Below are 18,626 nucleotides of genomic sequence, written 5' to 3'. Positions count from 1 at the left end.
GATGGCAAATGCGATGTTAACCATTGAGAACGTCAGCGCTCACTACGGCAAAATTCAGGCGCTGCACAACGTCAGCCTCTATATCAATCAGGGCGAAATTGTCACCCTGATTGGCGCTAACGGAGCCGGAAAAACCACGCTGCTGGGCACGCTGTGCGGCGAACCCCGCGCGACCCAGGGCACTATCACCTTTGATGGCAAAGCGATTACCGACTGGCAAACGGCGCGCATTATGCGTGAAGCAATCGCCATCGTGCCAGAGGGACGGCGGGTGTTTTCGCGCATGACGGTGGAAGAGAACCTGGCGATGGGCGGCTTTTTTGCCAGCCGCCCGGAGTATCTGACGCGGATTAAGCGCGTGTATGAACTCTTCCCGCGGCTGGAGGAGCGTAAAATCCAGCGCGCCGGAACGATGTCAGGCGGCGAACAGCAGATGCTGGCGATTGGCCGTGCGCTGATGAGCCAGCCGCGCCTGCTGCTGCTGGATGAGCCGTCGCTGGGACTGGCACCGATCATTATTCAGCAGATCTTCGACACCATTGAGCAGTTGCGCAGCGAAGGGATGACGATTTTCCTGGTGGAGCAGAATGCGAATCAGGCGCTGAAGCTGGCGGATCGGGGCTATGTGCTGGAGAACGGGCATGTCGTGCTCGAAGATAGCGGTGCAGCTCTTCTCTCCAACGAAGCCGTCCGCAGCGCTTACTTAGGTGCCTGATGGGGCACGGCCTGGCTTACTTGCCAGGTTCCGGTTGGGCAGTGCTCGCCATCCTCACGTACTACGTGTACGCTCCGGTGGCTGCGCGCTGTCCGCCCGCAACCTGGCTGCGCCGCCGACGGCCTTTGAAAGTGATGCGGAATGTGCCGCCGACGGCCTTGAGCATCGATTTGGGGGAGCTGAGGATGGCCTTGTGGGCGTGGTTTAAAACCTCAGTCATGCCTTTTCAGCTTCCAATTGCTCTGCAATTTATGTAACTAAAAACTGGCAGCGTGGGCGTTTTGCCGCCGTGCTGCCAGCGTCCTCTTTTCCTCAATAAAGCCTGTCACCCCGCTGTCATCTGCCTGTTATTAATCCGTCATTTCCCCGTGTCATGTTACTTCGCGAACCAGAAATCCGTGATTTCACGCGTATTTACCTGCACAGGAAAATTCTATGTCCGTCGTTACCTTTCGTCGTAGCCTGATGAGCGTGCTGCTCGGTCTGACGCTCAGCAGCCATGCCATGGCCGCCACTGAGATCCCCTTCTGGCACTCTATGGAAGGCGAGTTAGGCAAAGAAGTGGATTCGCTGGCACAGCGTTTTAACGAGACGCATCCCGATTACAAAATTGTTCCGACCTACAAAGGTAACTACGAGCAGAGTCTGGCGGCAGGGATTGCGGCCGTGCGCAGCGGTAAAGCGCCTGCGGTGCTGCAGGTCTATGAAGTCGGTACGGCGACCATGATGGCCTCTAAGGCGATTGTGCCAGTGCATCAGGTTTTCAAAGATGCCGGCATCCCCTTTGATGAAAAACAGTTCGTACCCACGGTGGCGGGCTACTACAGCGACAGCAAAGGTCAGCTGATCTCTCAGCCGTTTAACAGCTCGACGCCGGTGCTCTACTACAACAAGGACGCCTTCAAAAAAGCGGGTCTGAACCCGGATCAGCCACCGAAAACCTGGCAGGAGCTGGCGACCGATGCCGCGGCACTGCGCAAAGCAGGCATGAGCTGTGGCTACGCCAGCGGCTGGCAGGGCTGGATCCAGATCGAAAACTTCAGTGCCTGGCATGCTCTGCCGGTAGCGACGGAGAACAACGGATTTGACGGCCTCGACGCGGTGCTGGAGTTCAACAAGCCGGTGCAGGTTCGTCATATCGACCTGCTGGAAGCGATGAATAAGAAAGGGGACTTCACCTACTTTGGCCGCAAAGATGAGTCCACTGCCAAGTTCTACAACGGCGACTGCGGTATCACCACCGCTTCATCCGGTTCGCTGGCCGATATCCGTCATTACGCTAAATTCAACTTCGGCGTCGGCATGATGCCGTATGACGACACCGTACCGAATGCGCCGCAGAACGCCCTGATTGGTGGTGCGAGCCTGTGGGTGATGAAAGGCAAAGATGCGGCAACCTACAAAGGCGTGGCTGAGTTTATGCAGTTCCTGGCGAAACCGGAAATCGCTGCGGAATGGCATCAGAAAACCGGCTATCTGCCGATTACCACCGCCGCCTACGAGCTGACGAAACAGCAGGGCTTTTACGACAAAAATCCGGGTGCAGATATCGCCACCCGCCAGATGATGAACAAGCCGCCACTGCCGTTCACCAAAGGGATGCGTCTGGGCAACATGCCGCAGATTCGTACCGTGATCGACGAGGAGCTGGAAAGCGTCTGGACCGGTAAACAGTCACCGCAAAGCGCGCTGGATAACGCAGTGAAACGCGGCAACGAGCTGCTGCGCCGCTTCCAGCAGCAAATGAAGTAATCTCTCCCCTGGCCAGCCCAGGCTGGCCCCTCTTTTCTGACGTCAGGTACGCCATGTCTTCATCCCGTCCGGTCTTTCGCACCAGCCTGTTGCCTTATCTTCTGGTGCTGCCGCAACTGCTGATTACCGCCATCTTCTTTCTCTGGCCTGCCGGTGAAGCGCTGTGGTACTCGCTGCAAAGTCTCGATCCCTTTGGCATCTCCAGCAGCTTTGTTGGGCTGGAAAACTTCAGACGCCTGTTTGCCGATCCCTACTATCTGGATTCGTTCTGGACCACCATCAAATTCAGCAGCATGGTCACGGTCTTCGGCATGGTGTTTTCGCTGCTGCTGGCGGCGCTGGTGGATTATGTGGTGCGACTGCGCCGCCTCTATCAGACCCTGCTGCTGCTGCCCTACGCCGTTGCCCCGGTGGTGGCCGCGGTGCTCTGGATGTTTCTGTTTAACCCCGGTCTGGGCCTGTTCAGCTATCTGCTGAACCACATCGGCTACAACTGGAACTATGCGCAGAACAGCGGTCAGGCGATGTTCCTGATTGTGCTGGCGTCGATCTGGCAGCAGATGAGCTACAACTTCCTGTTCTTCTTCGCCGCACTGCAATCAATCCCCAAATCGCTGGTGGAAGCCGCCGCCATCGACGGTGCCGGGCCGGTGCGTCGCTTCTTCAACCTTTCTCTGCCGCTGATTACGCCGGTCAGCTTCTTTCTGCTGGTGGTGAACCTGATCTACGCCTTCTTCGATACCTTCCCGGTGATCGATGCCGCAACCGGCGGCGGGCCGGTGCAGGCGACCACCACGCTGATCTATAAAATCTATCGCGAAGGATTTACCGGTCTGGATCTCTCCTCATCCGCGGCGCAGTCGGTGGTGCTGATGCTGCTGGTCATCGGGCTGACGGTGCTCCAGTTCCGCTTTGTTGAACGTAAGGTGCAATACCAATGATTGAGAATCGACGCGGACTGGATCTCTTCAGCCACATCGTACTGGTGCTGGGCGTGCTTACCATCCTGTTTCCGCTCTATGTTGCCTTTGTGGCGGCGACGCTGGATAACGAGGCGGTCTATCAGGTGCCGATGACGCTGGTACCGGGCACGCATCTGTGGGAGAACATCTCGCGCATCTGGACGCACGGCGTTAACGGCAGCGGACCGGCGTTTGGCCTGATGTTGCTCAACAGCATGATCATGGCGCTGGGCATTACCTTCGGCAAAATCACGGTGTCGATGCTGTCGGCGTTTGCCCTGGTCTGGTTTCGCTTTCCGCTACGCACGCTCTTTTTCTGGCTGATCTTCATCACGCTGATGCTGCCGGTTGAGGTGCGTATCTTCCCCACGGTGCAGGTGATTGCCGACCTTAATCTGCTCGACAGCTACAGCGGCTTAACCCTGCCGCTGATGGCCTCAGCGACCGCCACTTTTCTGTTTCGTCAGTTCTTTATGTCACTGCCGGATGAACTGGTGGAAGCGGCGCGCATCGACGGTGCCAGTGCGATGCGCTTCTTCATCGACATTGTTCTGCCGCTGTCGAAAACCAATCTGGCGGCGCTGTTCGTGATCACCTTTATCTACGGCTGGAACCAGTATCTCTGGCCGCTGCTGATCATCAATGACGCCAGCCTCGGCACCGCGGTGGCGGGGATCAAAAGCATGATCTCCTCCAGCGGATCGCCAACCCAGTGGAACGAAGTGATGGCGGCAATGTTATTAACCCTGATCCCACCGCTGGCGGTGGTGTTAGTCATGCAGCGTGCCTTTGTGCGCGGTCTGGTTGAGAGTGAGAAATAAGATGGCAGGCGTAACCCTTCAGGCAGTAACCAAATCCTACGATGGCAAAAATCAGATCATTCAGCCGCTGAACGTCACCATCAATGACGGCGAGTTTATGGTGATGGTCGGGCCATCCGGCTGCGGGAAGTCGACCCTGCTGCGCATGGTGGCCGGACTGGAGCGCGTTACCTCCGGCGATATCTATATCGACAACCGGCGTGTCACTCAGGAAGAGCCGAAAGATCGCGGCATTGCGATGGTGTTCCAGAACTACGCGCTCTATCCCCATATGTCGGTGGAGGAGAATATGGCCTATGGCCTGAAAATCCGTGGGATGGGCAAAGAGCAGATCCGCCAGCGGGTGCTCGACGCGGCGCGCAGTCTGGAGCTGGATCACCTGCTGATGCGCCGGCCTCGCGAGCTTTCGGGCGGACAGCGCCAGCGCGTGGCGATGGGGCGCGCCATCGTGCGTGAACCGGCGGTGTTTCTGTTCGATGAGCCGCTGTCTAATCTCGACGCCCGCCTGCGGGTGCAGATGCGGCTGGAGCTGCAGCAGCTGCATCGCCGCTTACAGACCACCAGCCTCTATGTGACGCACGATCAGGTTGAGGCGATGACCCTGGCGCAGCGGGTGATGGTGATGAATAAAGGTGTCGTCGAGCAGATCGGCACGCCGGTCGATGTGTATGAACGTCCCGCCAGCCAGTTTGTCGCCTCGTTTATCGGCGCGCCCGCGATGAATCTGCTGAAAGGGCAGATCAGCAGCGATGGTTCGCGCTTTAATCTCGATGCCTCGCACGCACTGCCGCTCAGTGACAGTAAACCGAAATGGGCTAACCAGCCGGTGGTGCTGGGTATCCGGCCAGAGCATATCCGGCAAAGCAGCCGTGAGCAGGGCGGCGTACCGCTACGCTTCGATACGCTGGAGATGCTGGGCGCCGATAATCTGGCACATGGTCGCATCGGGGACACGCCACTGGTGGTACGCTTAGCCCACAGCGAACGGCCGCAGCCAGGCAGTACGCTGTGGCTGCATCTGCCGTCAGATGCGTTACACTTCTTCGATTCAACCCATGGAAAGCGTCTGGAATGAGCACACAACACTGGCCCTATCCCCGCATCGTTGCCCATCGCGGTGGCGGTAAACTGGCACCGGAAAACACCCTGGCGGCAATTGATGTCGGCGCAAAGTATGGTCATCAAATGATTGAGTTTGATGCCAAATTATCAATGGATACGCAGATCTTCCTGCTGCATGACGACACGCTGGATCGCACCAGCAACGGCTGGGGCGTGGCAGGTCAGCTGCCGTGGGAGAAGCTGTCGCAGCTTGATGCGGGCAGCTGGTTTGGCAACGCATTTACCGGCGAAAAGCTGGCGCGGCTGGACGAAGTAGCGGCACGCTGTCGTCAGCATCAGATGATGGCGAACATCGAGATCAAACCGACCACCGGCAGCGACGCTGAAACCGGACGCGCCGTGGCGCAGGCTGCCGCGGTTCTGTGGCAGGATCAGACCGCACCGCTGCTCTCGTCGTTCTCTTTTGAGGCGCTGGAAGCGGCGATGCAGGTCGAGCCGCAGTTGCCGCGTGGCCTGCTGTCGCACAGCTGGGATCCCGAGTGGCAGGAGAAAACGAGCGCGCTGGCGTGCGTCTCCATTCATCTCAATCACAAGGTCCTGACCGCTGAGCGGGTCACCGAACTGAAAGCAGGCGGACTGAAGATTCTGGTGTATACCGTGAACAGCCCGGACCGGGCGCGGGAATTGCTGAAGTGGGGCGTCGATGCCATCTGTACTGACAGCATCGACATCATTGGCCCCGATTTTCATTAGTTCTGATTCGGATTCTGGTTCTGCTGGCCCGGCTGCGTGGTAATCACCCGCTGCTGGGCGCTGTTGCGCTGCTCCTGCATTTTACGCTGCATGTCCTGCGTCTGACGCTGCTGATCCTGGCGCAGCTTCAGCTGTTGCTGCTGTTGCTGGCTCTGCATCTGCGACTGCATCCGCTGCTGACTCGGGTTATAACCCGGTTTATTCGGATCGTTGGTGCTGTTCAGCGTGTTCGCCTGACTGGCGAAAGGCAGCAGGGCGGCTAAAACAATCATCCACTTTTTCATCTTTCCTCCTTCCTTTATCGCGACAGGTTTTTTGGGTGCACAACGGCGCACACCGATATCAGGGTCGCACCCATAAGTTTACGCGATATCACAGACCTTACTTTCAGATGTATTCCTGATTTGACTTAACCCCGGTTATTTTGCTGTATTTGTAGGCACTTGCAGAAATGATAAAAAAATGTAAATAACAACATGGGATGGTGGCAGGATGAAAATGCAGCAGACAGTGCGTCAGCTTAGCTGGTCGCTGGTGATGAGTTTTACCGTGGTGGCAGGCGCGAACGCCGCGCCCACTCAGGCTCCGCCGGTCTCCTACGGTGTGGACAGTGATACTTTTCACCCGGTAAAAGCGCAGCACGGCATGGTGGCGTCGGTGGATGCGCTGGCAACTCAGGTGGGCGTGGAAATTCTGCGTCAGGGCGGGAATGCGGTGGATGCCGCGGTCGCCGTGGGCTTTGCGCTGGCCGTGACCCATCCGCAGGCGGGCAACCTGGGCGGAGGCGGCTTTATGCTGCTGCGCACCGCCTCTGGTCGCGCTACTGCTATCGATTTCCGTGAAATGGCGCCGGGCCATGCGTCGCGCGACATGTTCCTGGATAAGCAGGGCAACGCCGACAGTAAGCTGTCGCTGACTTCTCATCTCGCCTCCGGCACGCCGGGCACCGTCGCTGGACTGGCGCTGGCTGCGCAGAAATATGGCACTCTGCCGCTGAGCACTCTGCTGGCACCGGCTATCAGACTGGCGCGTGACGGTATTCCAGTCAACGATGCGCTGGCGGATGACCTGAAGACCTACGGCAAAGAGGTGCTGATTACCCATCCCAACAGCAAAGCGATCTTCTACAAACCGGACGGCACGCCGTGGCAGAAGGGCGATCGGCTGGTGCAGAAGAATCTCGCGCACAGTCTGCAACTGATTGCCCGCCAGGGGCCGGATGCCTTTTACAAAGGTGAAATCGCGGATGAGATCGCCGGCGAGATGGCGCAGCACGGCGGGCTGATCAGCAAAGCTGACCTGGCGGCCTATCGGGCGGTCGAGCGTCAGCCCATCAGTGGTACCTACCGCGGTTATGAAGTCTTCTCAATGCCACCGCCCTCATCCGGTGGTATCCACATCGTGCAGATTCTCAATATCCTGGAGAACTTCGATCTGGCGAAGATGGGCTTTGGCAGCGCTGACGCCATGCAAGTGATGGCGGAAGCGGAAAAATATGCCTACGCGGACCGCTCGGAATATCTCGGCGACCCCGATTTCGTGAAGGTGCCCTGGCAGGCGCTGACCAGTAAAGCCTATGCTAAAACGCTGGCGCAGCAGATTGACGTGGCAAAGGCGCGGCCTTCCAGTGAGATCAAACCGGGCAAGCTCGAACCTTACGAAAGTAACCAGACCACCCATTTCTCGGTGGTGGATAAGCAGGGCAATGCCGTTGCGGTCACCTACACGCTGAACACCTATTTCGGCAGCGGAATTGTGGCGGGCAAGAGTGGCATCCTGATGAATAATGAGATGGATGACTTCTCCGCCAAGCCGGGCACGCCCAATGTCTACGGGCTGGTGGGCGGGGAAGCGAATGCGGTGCAGCCGGCGAAACGTCCGTTGTCATCAATGTCGCCGACCATCGTCGCTAAAGGCGGCAAAACCTGGCTGGTGACCGGCAGTCCGGGCGGCAGCCGCATTATCACCACGGTGTTGCAGATGGTGGTGAACAGCATTGATTTCGGGATGAACGTGGCGGAAGCCACCAACGCACCACGCTTCCATCATCAGTGGCTGCCGGATCAGCTGCGGGTGGAGAAGGGCTTCAGCCCTGATACATTGCGTCTGCTGGAAGCTAAAGGCCAGCATGTGAAAGTGCTGCCGTCGATGGGCAGTACGCAGAGCATCATGATTGGGCCGGATGGCATGCTGTATGGTGCTTCCGATCCGCGCAGCATTGATGATTTGAGTGCGGGTTACTGATATCTGAGAATAAAGTGGCGGCTGGATTTAGCCTGCTCAGGGAACACGGTCAGATCGGAAAGACGCAAAAGCATCACCCCCTGTATGCCGCTAATGAGCATACAGTGGGTGATGTGCAATTCTTTAAACGAGCCAGAAAGTCAGGCCTATAACCAGAACGGCAAAGACGGCTGTTGAGCTCCATGCAAAGGCTGGCCAGAAGGTGACGGCCAGCATGCCGAATCCGATAATAAGCGCTGCCGGGATTAGGGTGGCCGCGAAATAGCGGAGCTGCCGGTGCAGCCATTTGATAAAATAATTATTCATCTAAGAACTCGCATGATGGCGTTGGCGATTTCGTCCTCTGAAGACAAAGTAGAAATCAGATGTACATTCTGATTGATTACCGGCTCAATGATGAAATAAAGCATTTCTAACTTTTCAGCGTAAAGCGCGCTGTAATAAATAGGGCTGAGCTGTAAGAGCCTGTGTGCAGCCTCTGCCGCTTCCTGAACATAGCCGTAATAGCTTGCAAGAGTGACTGATACAGCAGAGATTTTGGCAAGTTTGGTATCTACGGATATTTTCATCCCGAAGCTAAAACCCAGAGCGGCGGCGATAGCAGAACTAAGTCCCTGATTGGTCAGCGAGGATGACGCGATAGTCGCCCCTTTTTTTATCAGAGCCTGCTGAATTCTGCGTGTGCTTTCAGAGGAGCGGGTACTCAGAAGGTGCTCAACGTAGATCTGAAACATTCTTTTGATGACATCATGGCGCTTTACCAACTGAACCAGTGCTTCCATAAAACGCACGTCTTCACTTTTCTGTGCTGCACATACGTCCTGGTAATTGTCGGTAAAACATGAGCTGTAAAAAGCCAGACGTGTGACACCCATGTTTACATGCCGGGCCTGATCCAGAACGGCATCTTTTACGCCGGCCAGTGCCTTATCAAGGCGTACTCCCAGCAGACTGTCAGCCTGCATTTTTGTAATAACTGTATGATTGTCAGTCATAAATAATCATCCTCTCTCTCACTACCCCGGTTCCGTTTTTTTGTAATCTGCAGCCAGGTCTGCAGTGCCCTCAAATTTCAGTACTACTGATCGTTCCAGAACTCTGAGCAAAGCACTTTATGCCGGTATATAAATCAGCGCGACTGCGCATCACCTGCATCCGAAATAATTTCCAGCTTATCAAAAACATTTTGCAAGACGTAAGCCATAGCTGGTGATCAGTGCAGCGTAATCCTCACAAACATCGCATGACGGGCGTGCCAGGCGTAGTGAGGTCAACGCATTGCATTGTTCAAAAACGCTCCGGGCGTTGTTTTCCGGGCGGCGGGACGCTTTCCTCTTCTGACCGTATTCCCTGCGCGTCAGGCTAATACGTTGCTACCCGATTCACCGTACTTTGAATTTGTCATTAATCTGAAGGGCACTTCGGTGCCCTTTCTGCTTCCACACGTCAGGCTTTAACCCGCGCCATATAATGCGCGTCGATGAGTTCACCGTGCCGTATGGCGAAACCTCTGGCCGTTCCCTCAATCTCAAAACCGAAACGCTGATACAGGGCGATAGCCGGGCCATTATCGACGAACACCGTCAGCTCCATCCGGCTCACCTGTAGCCAGTTGTCGCACAACGAGACCATTTCTCGCATGAGTGCAGTGCCGACGCCTCGCTGCCGGTAGCGTTCATCCACGCCCATCCCCAAAGAGGCGACGTGACGGCGTCTGGGGCGCTCCTCCACATGCAATGCGCACTGGCCAACAACCTCTTTGTCGATGCAGGCCACCAGCAGATGTGAATGAGGCTGTGGCGAAGCGAGTCGGGTCTGCCACATCTGTAGCGATGAGTGAGGCAGATGCAGCGTGCTGGCCTGGGTATCTGGCTGACTGTAAATCCTGTGCAGCGCGGCTGCATCTTCTGGCATGACGTGGCGGACAACTATTTCACTCATGATCGCTCCTTTCTCCCATAAAAACCTTTTAAACATCAAGGTATTCAGATCATTAATCAAGCTAAAAAAAGTGAAAATGACTTTACAGACGCGAATGATAATGATTATTATTGCCATGCGTTTCCGGGAGGTCGCCCGACAGCCTGGAAAAGCACGACATTGCTCACATTGCTTCCAGTATTATTTCGCCAGCTTAGATGCTGGCTTTTTTTTGCCTGCTCTCCTTCAATGCTTTTCAGCCACTCCTGCACGATCATTCAATGAATTTGAACAGAGGAGTGAAGTTTTTCAGCTATCAATCAAACCGCCTCAGGGACACACTATAAAAAACATTGAGGAGATTTGAACATGATCTATGTACGCAAAGCTGAAGAACGCGGTCACGCAAACCATGGCTGGCTGGATAGCTGGCACACCTTCTCTTTCGCCAGCTATCACGATGCGAACTTCATGGGTTTCTCCGCGCTGCGGGTCATCAATGAAGATGTGATCGATGGCGGTCAGGGATTTGGCACCCATCCGCATAAAGATATGGAAATCCTGACCTACGTGCTTTCCGGTACGGTTGAGCATCAGGACAGCATGGGCAACAAAGAGCAGATCCCGGCAGGGGAGTTCCAGATCATGAGTGCCGGCACCGGTGTGCGTCACTCTGAGTACAACGCCAGCGAAAGCGAACCGCTGCACCTCTATCAGATCTGGATCATTCCTGAGCGTACCGGTATTGAGCCACGCTACGATCAGCGCCGCTTCCCGGATGTGCAGGGACGCCAGCTGGTGTTAAGCCCGGATGCCCGTGAAGGGTCGCTGAAAGTTTATCAGGACATGACCTTGTCGCGCTGGGTACTGGCTGCCGGTGAGCAGGATAACGTTGCGATTGATGCGGGACGTCGTATCTGGATTCAGGTCGTGAAAGGTGATGTTACCGTTAACGGCAACGCGGTCACCACCAGCGACGCCCTGGCGATCTGGGACGAAAGCGCGCTGACGATTGAAGCCAGCTCGGCGGCCGAAGTCCTGCTGTTTGATCTGCCACCTGTCTAAGCAGATAACGGGCGCGCCTCGTCGCGCCCGGTTAGGAATTTTGTGACAGAAAAGTGATAGACTCATCGTACTTTAGCTTTCAGGGCGATCCCAGGCGCTACGATGAAGAAGAAAAGACCGGTATTACAGGACGTTGCCGATCGCGTCGGCATTACTAAAATGACCGTCAGCCGTTACCTGCGTAATCCTGAGCAGGTCTCTGTTGCCCTGCGGGACAAGATTGCAGTGGCACTGGATGAGCTGGGTTATATCCCCAATCGCGCCCCCGATATGCTTTCTAACGCGACCAGCCGTGCCATCGGTGTGCTGCTGCCGTCGCTCACCAACCAGGTTTTTGCTGACGTATTGCGCGGCATTGAAGCCGTCACTGACGAAGCCAACTATCAGACGCTGGTCGCCCACTTTGGTTACAACCCGCAAAAAGAGGAGCTGCAACTGCGCTCGCTGCTGGGCTGGAACATCGATGGCGTTATCCTCACCGAACGCACCCATACGCCAGGCACGCTGCGTATGCTGGAAGTGGCCGGTATTCCGGTGATTGAGGTGATGGACAGCGTTACACCCTGCCTGGATATGGCTGTCGGCTTTGATAACGTCGAAGCGGCCCGGCAGATGACACAGGCGATCCTCAGCAAAGGCCATCGTCACACTGTCTATCTTGGCGCACGCCTTGATGAACGCACGCTGCAAAAGCAGCGCGGTTATGAAATCGCCATGCGCGAAGCGGGTCTGACGCCGCACAGCGTGATGATGGAGGATGCCTCATCATTCAGCGCCGGTGGCGATCTGCTGCGTGAAGCACAACGTCTCTATCCTGAAACGGATAGCCTGTTCTGTACCAATGATGATCTGGCGGTCGGCGCGATGTTTGAGTGTCAGCGCCAGGGATTGCAGGTACCCACTCAGATGGCGATAGCGGGTTTTCACGGCCATGATATCAGTCAGGTCGTCACACCACAGCTGGCGACAGTGCTGACGCCGCGCGACCGAATGGGCCGTGAAGCGGCGGCAATGTTGCTGGCGCGTATTGCCGGTGAGAGCAGTGATGATCCGCTACGGGATATCGGTTTTGAGATCAGTGAAGGTGGCAGCATCTGATTGTGATGTTTTTATGAGTCAGCTCACACTTTCATGCTTTTCCTGGTAAAAAGGTTGCCAGGCTGTTAACCGGCCAGGAGAATGAGAAACGACATTGTTATCGGTAACATTGGCAAATTCTCACCTGCCGGAGCAGAAAAATGACAACGCAATCCCCGTCGCATCACGTTTTTATCCTGATGGGCGTTTCAGGCAGCGGAAAATCTGCTGTCGCCAACCAGGTCTCTCACCAGCTGAATACCGCTTTTCTTGACGGTGATTTTCTCCACCCGCGCGCCAACATCCTGAAGATGGCCGATGGTCATCCGCTGGATGACAGCGATCGCCAGCCGTGGTTACAGGCGCTGAATGATGCCGCGTTTGCCATGCAGCGCACCCAGGCGATCTCCATCATTGTCTGCTCAGCTCTGAAAAAAAGTTATCGCGACATTCTTCGTCAGGGCAACGATAACCTGCGTTTCGTTTACCTGAAAGGCGATTTCGACACCATCGAAGCCCGCCTGAAGGCGCGTAAAGGCCACTTCTTCAAGCCGCAGATGCTGGTCACCCAGTTTGCCACGCTGGAAGAGCCGGGCAGTGATGAGCCGGATGTCCTGGTCGTGGATATCGCGCATTCACTGGACGAGGTGGTGGCGGCTACGGTTGCGACTATCCAGGACGCTATCAGCCAGGATTAGAGATGAATACCGCAACACTCGTTTTGACCGCAGCAGGCTCCGTCCTGCTGCTGCTTTTTCTGGTGATGAAGGCCCGTATGCACGCCTTTGTCGCGCTGATGTTAGTCTCCATCGGTGCCGGACTCTTCTCCGGCATGCCACTGAACAAAATCGCGGAAACCATGCAGAAGGGGATGGGCGGCACGCTCGGCTTCCTTGCCATTGTGGTCGCGCTGGGCGCGATGTTCGGCAAAATCCTGCATGAAACCGGCGCCGTGGATCAGATCGCTATCCGGATGCTGAAAACCTTTGGTCAGAGCCGCGCCCATTATGCGATGGGCATTGCCGGTCTGATCTGCGCGCTGCCGCTTTTCTTTGAGGTGGCGGTGGTGCTGTTAATCAGCATCGCGTTTGCGGTGGCGCGGCGTACCGGCGGCAATCTCGTGAAGCTGGTGATCCCGCTGTTTGCCGGTGTGGCCGCGGCGGCGGCGTTCCTGCTGCCCGGACCGGCTCCAATGCTGCTGGCTTCACAGATGCACGCGGACTTCGGCTGGATGATATTGCTGGGTCTTTGCGCGGCGATCCCGGGCATGCTGATTGCCGGGCCGCTGTTTGGCAACTTCATCGGCAATCACGTTACCTTCAGCGCACCGCCGGAAGATCATCAGCCGGATGTCGATGAGAGCAAGCTGCCGTCGTTTGGCTTCAGCCTCTCACTGATCCTGTTCCCGCTGGTGCTGGTCGGCCTGAAAACCATCGGCGCACGCTTCACGACCGAAGGCACCACGCTGTACGAGTGGCTGGAATTTATCGGCCATCCTTTCACTGCCATTCTGCTGGCGCTGCTGGTGGCGATTTATGGCCTGGCTTACCGTCAGGGTATGGATAAAGAGCGGGTGATGCAGGTGTGCGGCAGCGCGCTGCAACCGGCCGGGATTATCCTGCTGGTGATTGGTGCGGGTGGCGTATTCAAGCAGGTGCTGGTGGATTCAGGCGTAGGGCCGGTGCTGGGCAATGCGCTGACCGGCGCGGGTCTGCCGATTGCGCTGGCCTGCTTTATTCTGTCGGGCGCGGTGCGGGTGATTCAGGGGTCGGCGACGGTCGCCTGTCTGACCACCGTGGGCTTAATCATGCCGGTGATTGAACCGCTGCATTACAGCGGTGCGCAACTGGCGGCACTGTCGATCTGTATCGGCGGTGGCTCTATCATCATCAGTCATGTAAACGATGCCGGTTTCTGGCTGTTTGGCCGCTTCACCGGGGCCAGCGAAGCGGAAACGCTGAAGACCTGGACGCTGATGGAGACCATTCTCGGCACCGTGGGCGCGATCGTCGGGATGATTGCGTTCGAACTGCTTTCCTGACCAACCTGACGGGCTATCTGCCCGTCAGGTTTTTTCCCGCGAGCGGGGGAAGAGTAAAAAAGGGAACAGCAAATAAGGCGCTACCACCAAAAGGACAATGACGCCGCGTGAATAGCCTGCGTCATTTATTCTCCTCACTCCGCAGGAAAAAACAGGCAAAATAAACAGCAGCAGCGCGGTTAAGCCTATTTCATGCTCTGGCCCGGTTAACCATTGCAGATAACTGCAGAACCAGACCAGTTGGAACAGCAGGAAAATAAAATAGCTCGTCCTTCCTTCACGCCCTTGATAGTTAAACGTGCGCAGCAGACAGCTTTTGATAATCTGCAGCAGCCTGTTCATGCCCATTTTCTTCTTATCAGCGCAAAACTAACCAGCGTAATGGCGGCGGCAAGTAAGTAAACCCAGGCAAAATCAGTAACGTCAACCTGCATCAGTTGCACGTCATTCAACGCCGCTTTCTGTCCCGAGACGGATAATACGGTTAAGCCAGCTAAACAGAAGATATTTGCCAGAAAGAATAGCGCCTGAAAGGCTGTTTCTTTAGCTACGGACAGGAAGGCAATTTTTCTGAAACCCCACCAGGCTACCAGATAAACCAGCAGCCAGAACAGCGCGCAGAGTAGCGGGGCAACCAGATAACTGCGCATATCTGTGATCACCCCTGAATGCCCGCTGTTGGCATACTGCAGGACTTCCTGAAGGGAGAAGTAACCTGTAATCAGATAGAGCGCGCCGAAAAAAAAGGGTAATAACAATCTCATTGCATTTCCCTCCAGGTTTTCAAACGCTGCATCAGCTGCGGCAGCTCTTTTCCGGGGTCCACCATCACCAGCTGTTTACTTTTTGCATCGTATTTCGCGGCGGCGGTCGGGTCACCTTTACCGCCCTCCGCCATCACAAAGCGGGCATCTGAACGGCCATAAAGGCCAACATGCGGAAAAGGATCGCTGCCAAACGCCAGCACGTTGCGGCCAGGCAGGGTATATTCTCTGGTCAAAAAATCCGGGATTCTTTTTGAGTCGATACCTGATAAAGGCGTAGTGACAAAGCGGGAACCTGCGTAGTCGAGGGAAAAGCAGATCTTGTTATCGGCTGCATTTTTCTGCACTAAATCCGCGCCAAACAGGATTTTTAAACGCTGCCAAACCGTCGCGCTGTCGGGTTCGATCTTCTCGCCTTCCAGATAAACATCTTGTTTATGATAAAGTTGGTAAACCATTTTGTGAATCTGCATCATGGAGGCGCCAACACCGTGCCAGTTCGGCCCATCCCTGCTGTAAAGCCGCTCAACGATAATAAAGACGCCTGTCCCGGCATAATTTTCGATACTGCCCGCCATAGAAACCTCCTTTTTTTACAGCATTATATAAATATTATTGTTCATTTCAACGCTGTGACTTTGTGATAAACAGGCTGGATTAATGTGGCTGCCTGCCGGCCTGGCAGGGTAAAGAGACAAAGGTGTGCTTACAACTTCAGATAAGCGCGAATGCCATCCAGGAACATCTGGGTTGCCAGCATAATCAGTATTAATCCCATCAGACGCTCCAGCGCATTCACACCCTTATCGCCCAGCAGACGCAGGAACAGACCTGACATCAGCAGAATAGCGACCGTTACGCCCCATGCGATCAGCAGCGCACCCACCAGATGCGACATCTGATGCGGATACTGATGCGACAGCAGCATCAATGTGGCCAGCAGCGATGGCCCGGCCACCAGTGGAATCGCCAGTGGCACCAGGAACGGTTCTTCGCCCGCCGGTAAGCCAGAACTGCTGCTTTCAGCCGACGGGAAAATCATCTTGATGGCGATCAGAAACAGGATGATCCCGCCAGAAATCGACACGGTTTCGGTGCGCAGATTCAAAAACGCCAGGATGCGTTCGCCGGTAAACAGGAACAGCAGCATGATGATCAGGGCAATCAGCATTTCACGGATTAGCACCACCCGCCGCCGTTTCGGCTCCAGATGCTTTAAAACCGACATAAAAATCGGCAGATTGCCCAGTGGATCCATAATTAACAACAATAATATTGTTGCCGAAATCATTTCAGTCATCGGTTTTGCGCCATGTTGTTCGCGAAAAAGCGGAGTTATTAGTTACGCTGCTGAAAAAGTTAGCGTAATCGAATTAATTCACTTGCTACCCGGCCTGCATTTTGTAGAGTGAGGGGACACAGGTAAATCCTATTATTACGCAGAGCGGCGTGAAAATAGCACGCGGCTCTCTCCTCTGAAATGAAAAGCAGGTGTAACTGCCTTAGACGGACACGACATGAAGAATGTAGGTTTTGTTGGTTGGCGCGGCATGGTCGGCTCAGTGCTGATGTCCCGCATGAGTGAAGAGCGTGATTTTGATGCAATCAATCCGGTCTTCTTCTCGACGTCGCAGCATGGTCAGGCGGCACCCGCGTTTGCGGGCAAACAGCAGGGCACCCTGCAGGATGCGTTTGATATTGAAGCGCTGCGCGCGCTGGATATCATTATCACCTGCCAGGGCGGCGACTACACCAGTGACGTCTATCCAAAGCTGCGCGCCAGCGGCTGGCAGGGATACTGGATTGATGCGGCCTCTACGCTGCGCATGAAGGATGATGCCATCATCATTCTCGATCCGGTCAACCATGCTGTGATTCGCCAGGGCATTGACCGTGGCATCAAAACCTTTGTCGGCGGTAACTGTACCGTCAGCCTGATGCTGATGTCGCTGGGCGGCCTGTTTGCGCAGGATCTGGTGGAGTGGGCCTCGGTTGCCACCTATCAGGCAGCCTCTGGCGGCGGTGCGCGCCACATGCGCGAACTGCTGACCCAGATGGGCATGCTGCACGATCACGTTGCGCCTGCGCTGCAGAACCCGGCTTCCGCCATCCTCGACATCGAGCGTAGCGTGACCGACTTCACCCGTTCCGGCACCTTACCAACCGACAACTTCGGCGTCCCGCTGGCGGGCAGCCTGATTCCGTGGATCGACAAGCAGCTGGAAAACGGTCAGAGTCGCGAAGAGTGGAAAGGCCAGGCGGAGACCAACAAGATCCTCGCCACCTCTAAGGTCATCCCGGTTGATGGATTATGCGTGCGCGTCGGCGCGCTGCGTTGCCACAGCCAGGCGTTTACCCTGAAGCTGAAACGCGATCTGCCACTGGCTGAAATCGAACAGTTGCTGGCCTCCCATAATGAGTGGGTCAAAGTGGTGCCGAATGATCGCGAGCTGACGATGCGTGAACTGACGCCTGCCGCCGTGACCGGCACGCTGACCACGCCGGTTGGCCGTCTGCGTAAACTGAACATGGGGCCGGAGTACCTTTCCGCCTTCACGGTAGGCGACCAACTGTTATGGGGCGCTGCCGAACCGCTGCGTCGCATGCTGCGGTTGCTGACCAACTAACCAGCAAACATCGCCTGAGTCATGCCGATCGGATAAGACAAAAAAGATCGGATGGCTATATGAAAGCCCGTAATCATCATTGATGGTTGCGGGCTTTTTTGCTGACTGGCCTGGAATGGTGTTATTGCGTTTTAAGCAACATACCGCTCTGTACTTCATGGCTTGTATGGCCACTGATGGCTGGCGTCTGGCTGTGTGGCGTGCTTAACCTGTTTTTCGATAACCCATTCTTTTTGCATCCTTACAGAGTGTCTGTGCAGTCAGGGCGTTGAGTCATAACGACAATGTTACTCTGCCTGTAATACAGAGCAGGCGACACGAAGATGCTGAGCAGGATGAAGTACAGGTGCCCTGTATCTTAGCCATTATATGCTCTTATCTCTGAGTCGATTAGAAACATGCTGTTAACCATCGCTTTACAACACGTTATCAGGTAGCTTTTCTCCATCGCCGTCTGCGTTCATCACGCCGGGTGTCTGACATTGTCTGCCGGCAGAGATGCTGTTCCAGTCCGGTGAAAAATGCAGCGTCTTTCATCCGGACACGCCGGGCAGCATAAATGACACTAATCCGCGGATTTATCCGGCCTTTTTTGTCCCTTTCGTACACGAAACAATCTGCCGTTTCGCTTACTAAGTGATCAGCTTCCCTTTTTTGCCGATCGCTAAAGAATATTTTGCTTAAGTCCATGGCAACTGCCGCGACCAAGCTATGATTTAACCATGATGTGCCACAGGTCACTCTTGTGCTTTCCGGACTAAATGGTTGTGGTACACGGCAAAAAAATTTTCCCACGGAATGGCCTGACTTCTTTGTCGTTGTA

Annotated in this window: 20 protein-coding genes; 12 read left to right on the top strand and 8 right to left on the bottom strand. The window is 55.5% G+C overall.

The window, feature by feature from the left end; translation table 11 throughout:
- Position 1: 1 nt before the first annotated feature.
- The 6 genes from livF (at position 2) to ugpQ (ending at position 6,065) form a co-directional block, all read left to right on the top strand.
- Entirely contained in the window at positions 2 to 715 is a 714-nt protein-coding gene (livF, locus tag IBT54_RS11405) for a high-affinity branched-chain amino acid ABC transporter ATP-binding protein LivF (RefSeq protein ID WP_013359341.1), read from the top strand.
- Between the two features lie 435 nt (positions 716 to 1,150).
- Entirely contained in the window at positions 1,151 to 2,467 is a 1,317-nt protein-coding gene (gene ugpB, locus IBT54_RS11400) for a sn-glycerol-3-phosphate ABC transporter substrate-binding protein UgpB (protein WP_095706566.1), read from the top strand.
- Between the two features lie 53 nt (positions 2,468 to 2,520).
- Positions 2,521 to 3,408 (top strand): sn-glycerol-3-phosphate ABC transporter permease UgpA, encoded by an 888-nt coding sequence (ugpA, locus tag IBT54_RS11395; protein WP_013359339.1) that lies wholly within the window; start codon positions 2,521 to 2,523, stop codon positions 3,406 to 3,408.
- Positions 3,405 to 4,250 carry a sn-glycerol-3-phosphate ABC transporter permease UgpE gene (gene ugpE, locus IBT54_RS11390; RefSeq protein WP_013359338.1) on the top strand — a complete coding sequence of 282 codons (846 nt, stop codon included), beginning with the start codon at positions 3,405 to 3,407 and terminating at the stop codon, positions 4,248 to 4,250. Before ugpA ends, ugpE begins: the two co-directional genes overlap by 4 nt.
- Before the next feature lies 1 nt (position 4,251).
- Positions 4,252 to 5,325 (top strand): sn-glycerol-3-phosphate import ATP-binding protein UgpC, encoded by a 1,074-nt coding sequence (locus tag IBT54_RS11385; protein ID WP_201252175.1) that lies wholly within the window; start codon positions 4,252 to 4,254, stop codon positions 5,323 to 5,325.
- On the top strand, positions 5,322 to 6,065 hold the full coding sequence (gene ugpQ / locus IBT54_RS11380) for a glycerophosphodiester phosphodiesterase (RefSeq protein WP_201252174.1): 744 nt from the start codon (positions 5,322 to 5,324) through the stop codon (positions 6,063 to 6,065). The genes IBT54_RS11385 and ugpQ overlap by 4 nt, the downstream gene beginning before the upstream one ends.
- Here the strand turns inward: ugpQ and IBT54_RS11375 are convergent.
- Positions 6,062 to 6,349, bottom strand: coding sequence for a DUF2756 domain-containing protein (locus tag IBT54_RS11375; RefSeq protein ID WP_013359335.1), 288 nt, complete (start codon positions 6,347 to 6,349; stop codon positions 6,062 to 6,064). The genes ugpQ and IBT54_RS11375 overlap by 4 nt on opposite strands.
- A gap of 208 nt (positions 6,350 to 6,557) precedes the next feature.
- Here IBT54_RS11375 and ggt point away from each other — a divergent pair, with 208 nt between their 5' ends.
- A complete protein-coding gene (ggt, locus tag IBT54_RS11370; protein WP_147789606.1) occupies positions 6,558 to 8,309 on the top strand; it encodes a gamma-glutamyltransferase in 1,752 nt (583 codons plus the stop codon).
- Between the two features lie 123 nt (positions 8,310 to 8,432).
- On the opposite strand, the gene IBT54_RS11365 is transcribed toward ggt, so the two are convergent.
- From IBT54_RS11365 to IBT54_RS11355, 3 genes are all read right to left on the bottom strand, one after another.
- Positions 8,433 to 8,615, bottom strand: a complete 183-nt coding sequence (locus IBT54_RS11365; RefSeq protein ID WP_041457131.1) for a hypothetical protein — start codon at positions 8,613 to 8,615, stop codon at positions 8,433 to 8,435.
- Complete coding sequence (locus tag IBT54_RS11360) at positions 8,612 to 9,304, bottom strand: hypothetical protein (protein WP_013359333.1); 693 nt, start codon at positions 9,302 to 9,304, stop codon at positions 8,612 to 8,614. The genes IBT54_RS11365 and IBT54_RS11360 overlap by 4 nt, the downstream gene beginning before the upstream one ends.
- 451 nt (positions 9,305 to 9,755) lie before the next feature.
- Positions 9,756 to 10,250, bottom strand: a complete 495-nt coding sequence (locus IBT54_RS11355) for a GNAT family N-acetyltransferase (protein WP_013359332.1) — start codon at positions 10,248 to 10,250, stop codon at positions 9,756 to 9,758.
- Positions 10,251 to 10,598: 348 nt separating this feature from the next.
- On the opposite strand from IBT54_RS11355, the gene IBT54_RS11350 reads away from it, so the two are divergent.
- The 4 genes from IBT54_RS11350 (at position 10,599) to gntU (ending at position 14,412) form a co-directional block, all read left to right on the top strand.
- Entirely contained in the window at positions 10,599 to 11,294 is a 696-nt protein-coding gene (locus IBT54_RS11350) for a pirin family protein (RefSeq protein ID WP_013359331.1), read from the top strand.
- Between the two features lie 102 nt (positions 11,295 to 11,396).
- Positions 11,397 to 12,392, top strand: coding sequence for a gluconate operon transcriptional repressor GntR (gene gntR, locus IBT54_RS11345; protein WP_013359330.1), 996 nt, complete (start codon positions 11,397 to 11,399; stop codon positions 12,390 to 12,392).
- Between the two features lie 140 nt (positions 12,393 to 12,532).
- Entirely contained in the window at positions 12,533 to 13,069 is a 537-nt protein-coding gene (gntK, locus tag IBT54_RS11340; RefSeq protein ID WP_033784195.1) for a gluconokinase, read from the top strand.
- 2 nt (positions 13,070 to 13,071) lie between these two features.
- A complete protein-coding gene (gene gntU, locus IBT54_RS11335; RefSeq protein ID WP_013359328.1) occupies positions 13,072 to 14,412 on the top strand; it encodes a gluconate transporter in 1,341 nt (446 codons plus the stop codon).
- Between the two features lie 24 nt (positions 14,413 to 14,436).
- Here the strand turns inward: gntU and IBT54_RS11330 are convergent, their stop codons facing one another.
- The 4 genes from IBT54_RS11330 to IBT54_RS11315 all read right to left on the bottom strand — a co-directional run bounded on the left by IBT54_RS11330 (position 14,437) and on the right by IBT54_RS11315 (position 16,476).
- Positions 14,437 to 14,754: a DUF805 domain-containing protein gene (locus IBT54_RS11330; RefSeq protein WP_081463855.1), complete on the bottom strand. Its 318-nt coding sequence runs from the start codon at positions 14,752 to 14,754 to the stop codon at positions 14,437 to 14,439.
- Complete coding sequence (locus IBT54_RS11325) at positions 14,751 to 15,176, bottom strand: hypothetical protein (protein ID WP_013359326.1); 426 nt, start codon at positions 15,174 to 15,176, stop codon at positions 14,751 to 14,753. The genes IBT54_RS11330 and IBT54_RS11325 overlap by 4 nt, the downstream gene beginning before the upstream one ends.
- Positions 15,173 to 15,652, bottom strand: a complete 480-nt coding sequence (locus IBT54_RS11320) for a hypothetical protein (protein ID WP_236263108.1) — start codon at positions 15,650 to 15,652, stop codon at positions 15,173 to 15,175. Before IBT54_RS11320 ends, IBT54_RS11325 begins: the two co-directional genes overlap by 4 nt.
- Positions 15,653 to 15,882: 230 nt before the next feature.
- Entirely contained in the window at positions 15,883 to 16,476 is a 594-nt protein-coding gene (locus IBT54_RS11315; protein WP_013359324.1) for a YhgN family NAAT transporter, read from the bottom strand.
- Positions 16,477 to 16,693: 217 nt separating this feature from the next.
- On the opposite strand from IBT54_RS11315, the gene asd reads away from it, so the two are divergent.
- Positions 16,694 to 17,803 carry an aspartate-semialdehyde dehydrogenase gene (asd, locus tag IBT54_RS11310; protein ID WP_013359322.1) on the top strand — a complete coding sequence of 370 codons (1,110 nt, stop codon included), beginning with the start codon at positions 16,694 to 16,696 and terminating at the stop codon, positions 17,801 to 17,803.
- Positions 17,804 to 18,626 lie beyond the last annotated feature (823 nt).

Source organism: Pantoea sp. S62 (assembly GCF_016658625.1).
GTDB lineage: Bacteria > Pseudomonadota > Gammaproteobacteria > Enterobacterales > Enterobacteriaceae > Pantoea > Pantoea vagans.
The sequence above is the reverse complement of the archived record's forward strand: the minus strand, read 5'-3'. Positions and strand labels throughout refer to the sequence as shown.

Excerpts from the sequence above, each read along its gene's own strand:
- livF (WP_013359341.1), top strand. The coding sequence starts at position 2 with ATGGCAAATGCGATGTTAACCATTGAGAACGTCAGCGCTCACTACGGC.
- ugpB (WP_095706566.1), top strand. The coding sequence starts at position 1,151 with ATGTCCGTCGTTACCTTTCGTCGTAGCCTGATGAGCGTGCTGCTCGGT.
- ugpA (WP_013359339.1), top strand. The coding sequence starts at position 2,521 with ATGTCTTCATCCCGTCCGGTCTTTCGCACCAGCCTGTTGCCTTATCTT.
- ugpE (WP_013359338.1), top strand. The coding sequence starts at position 3,405 with ATGATTGAGAATCGACGCGGACTGGATCTCTTCAGCCACATCGTACTG.
- IBT54_RS11385 (WP_201252175.1), top strand. The coding sequence starts at position 4,252 with ATGGCAGGCGTAACCCTTCAGGCAGTAACCAAATCCTACGATGGCAAA.
- ugpQ (WP_201252174.1), top strand. The coding sequence starts at position 5,322 with ATGAGCACACAACACTGGCCCTATCCCCGCATCGTTGCCCATCGCGGT.
- IBT54_RS11375 (WP_013359335.1), bottom strand. The coding sequence starts at position 6,349 with ATGAAAAAGTGGATGATTGTTTTAGCCGCCCTGCTGCCTTTCGCCAGT.
- ggt (WP_147789606.1), top strand. The coding sequence starts at position 6,558 with ATGAAAATGCAGCAGACAGTGCGTCAGCTTAGCTGGTCGCTGGTGATG.
- IBT54_RS11365 (WP_041457131.1), bottom strand. The coding sequence starts at position 8,615 with ATGAATAATTATTTTATCAAATGGCTGCACCGGCAGCTCCGCTATTTC.
- IBT54_RS11360 (WP_013359333.1), bottom strand. The coding sequence starts at position 9,304 with ATGACTGACAATCATACAGTTATTACAAAAATGCAGGCTGACAGTCTG.
- IBT54_RS11355 (WP_013359332.1), bottom strand. The coding sequence starts at position 10,250 with ATGAGTGAAATAGTTGTCCGCCACGTCATGCCAGAAGATGCAGCCGCG.
- IBT54_RS11350 (WP_013359331.1), top strand. The coding sequence starts at position 10,599 with ATGATCTATGTACGCAAAGCTGAAGAACGCGGTCACGCAAACCATGGC.
- gntR (WP_013359330.1), top strand. The coding sequence starts at position 11,397 with ATGAAGAAGAAAAGACCGGTATTACAGGACGTTGCCGATCGCGTCGGC.
- gntK (WP_033784195.1), top strand. The coding sequence starts at position 12,533 with ATGACAACGCAATCCCCGTCGCATCACGTTTTTATCCTGATGGGCGTT.
- gntU (WP_013359328.1), top strand. The coding sequence starts at position 13,072 with ATGAATACCGCAACACTCGTTTTGACCGCAGCAGGCTCCGTCCTGCTG.
- IBT54_RS11330 (WP_081463855.1), bottom strand. The coding sequence starts at position 14,754 with ATGAACAGGCTGCTGCAGATTATCAAAAGCTGTCTGCTGCGCACGTTT.
- IBT54_RS11325 (WP_013359326.1), bottom strand. The coding sequence starts at position 15,176 with ATGAGATTGTTATTACCCTTTTTTTTCGGCGCGCTCTATCTGATTACA.
- IBT54_RS11320 (WP_236263108.1), bottom strand. The coding sequence starts at position 15,652 with ATGATGCAGATTCACAAAATGGTTTACCAACTTTATCATAAACAAGAT.
- IBT54_RS11315 (WP_013359324.1), bottom strand. The coding sequence starts at position 16,476 with ATGACTGAAATGATTTCGGCAACAATATTATTGTTGTTAATTATGGAT.
- asd (WP_013359322.1), top strand. The coding sequence starts at position 16,694 with ATGAAGAATGTAGGTTTTGTTGGTTGGCGCGGCATGGTCGGCTCAGTG.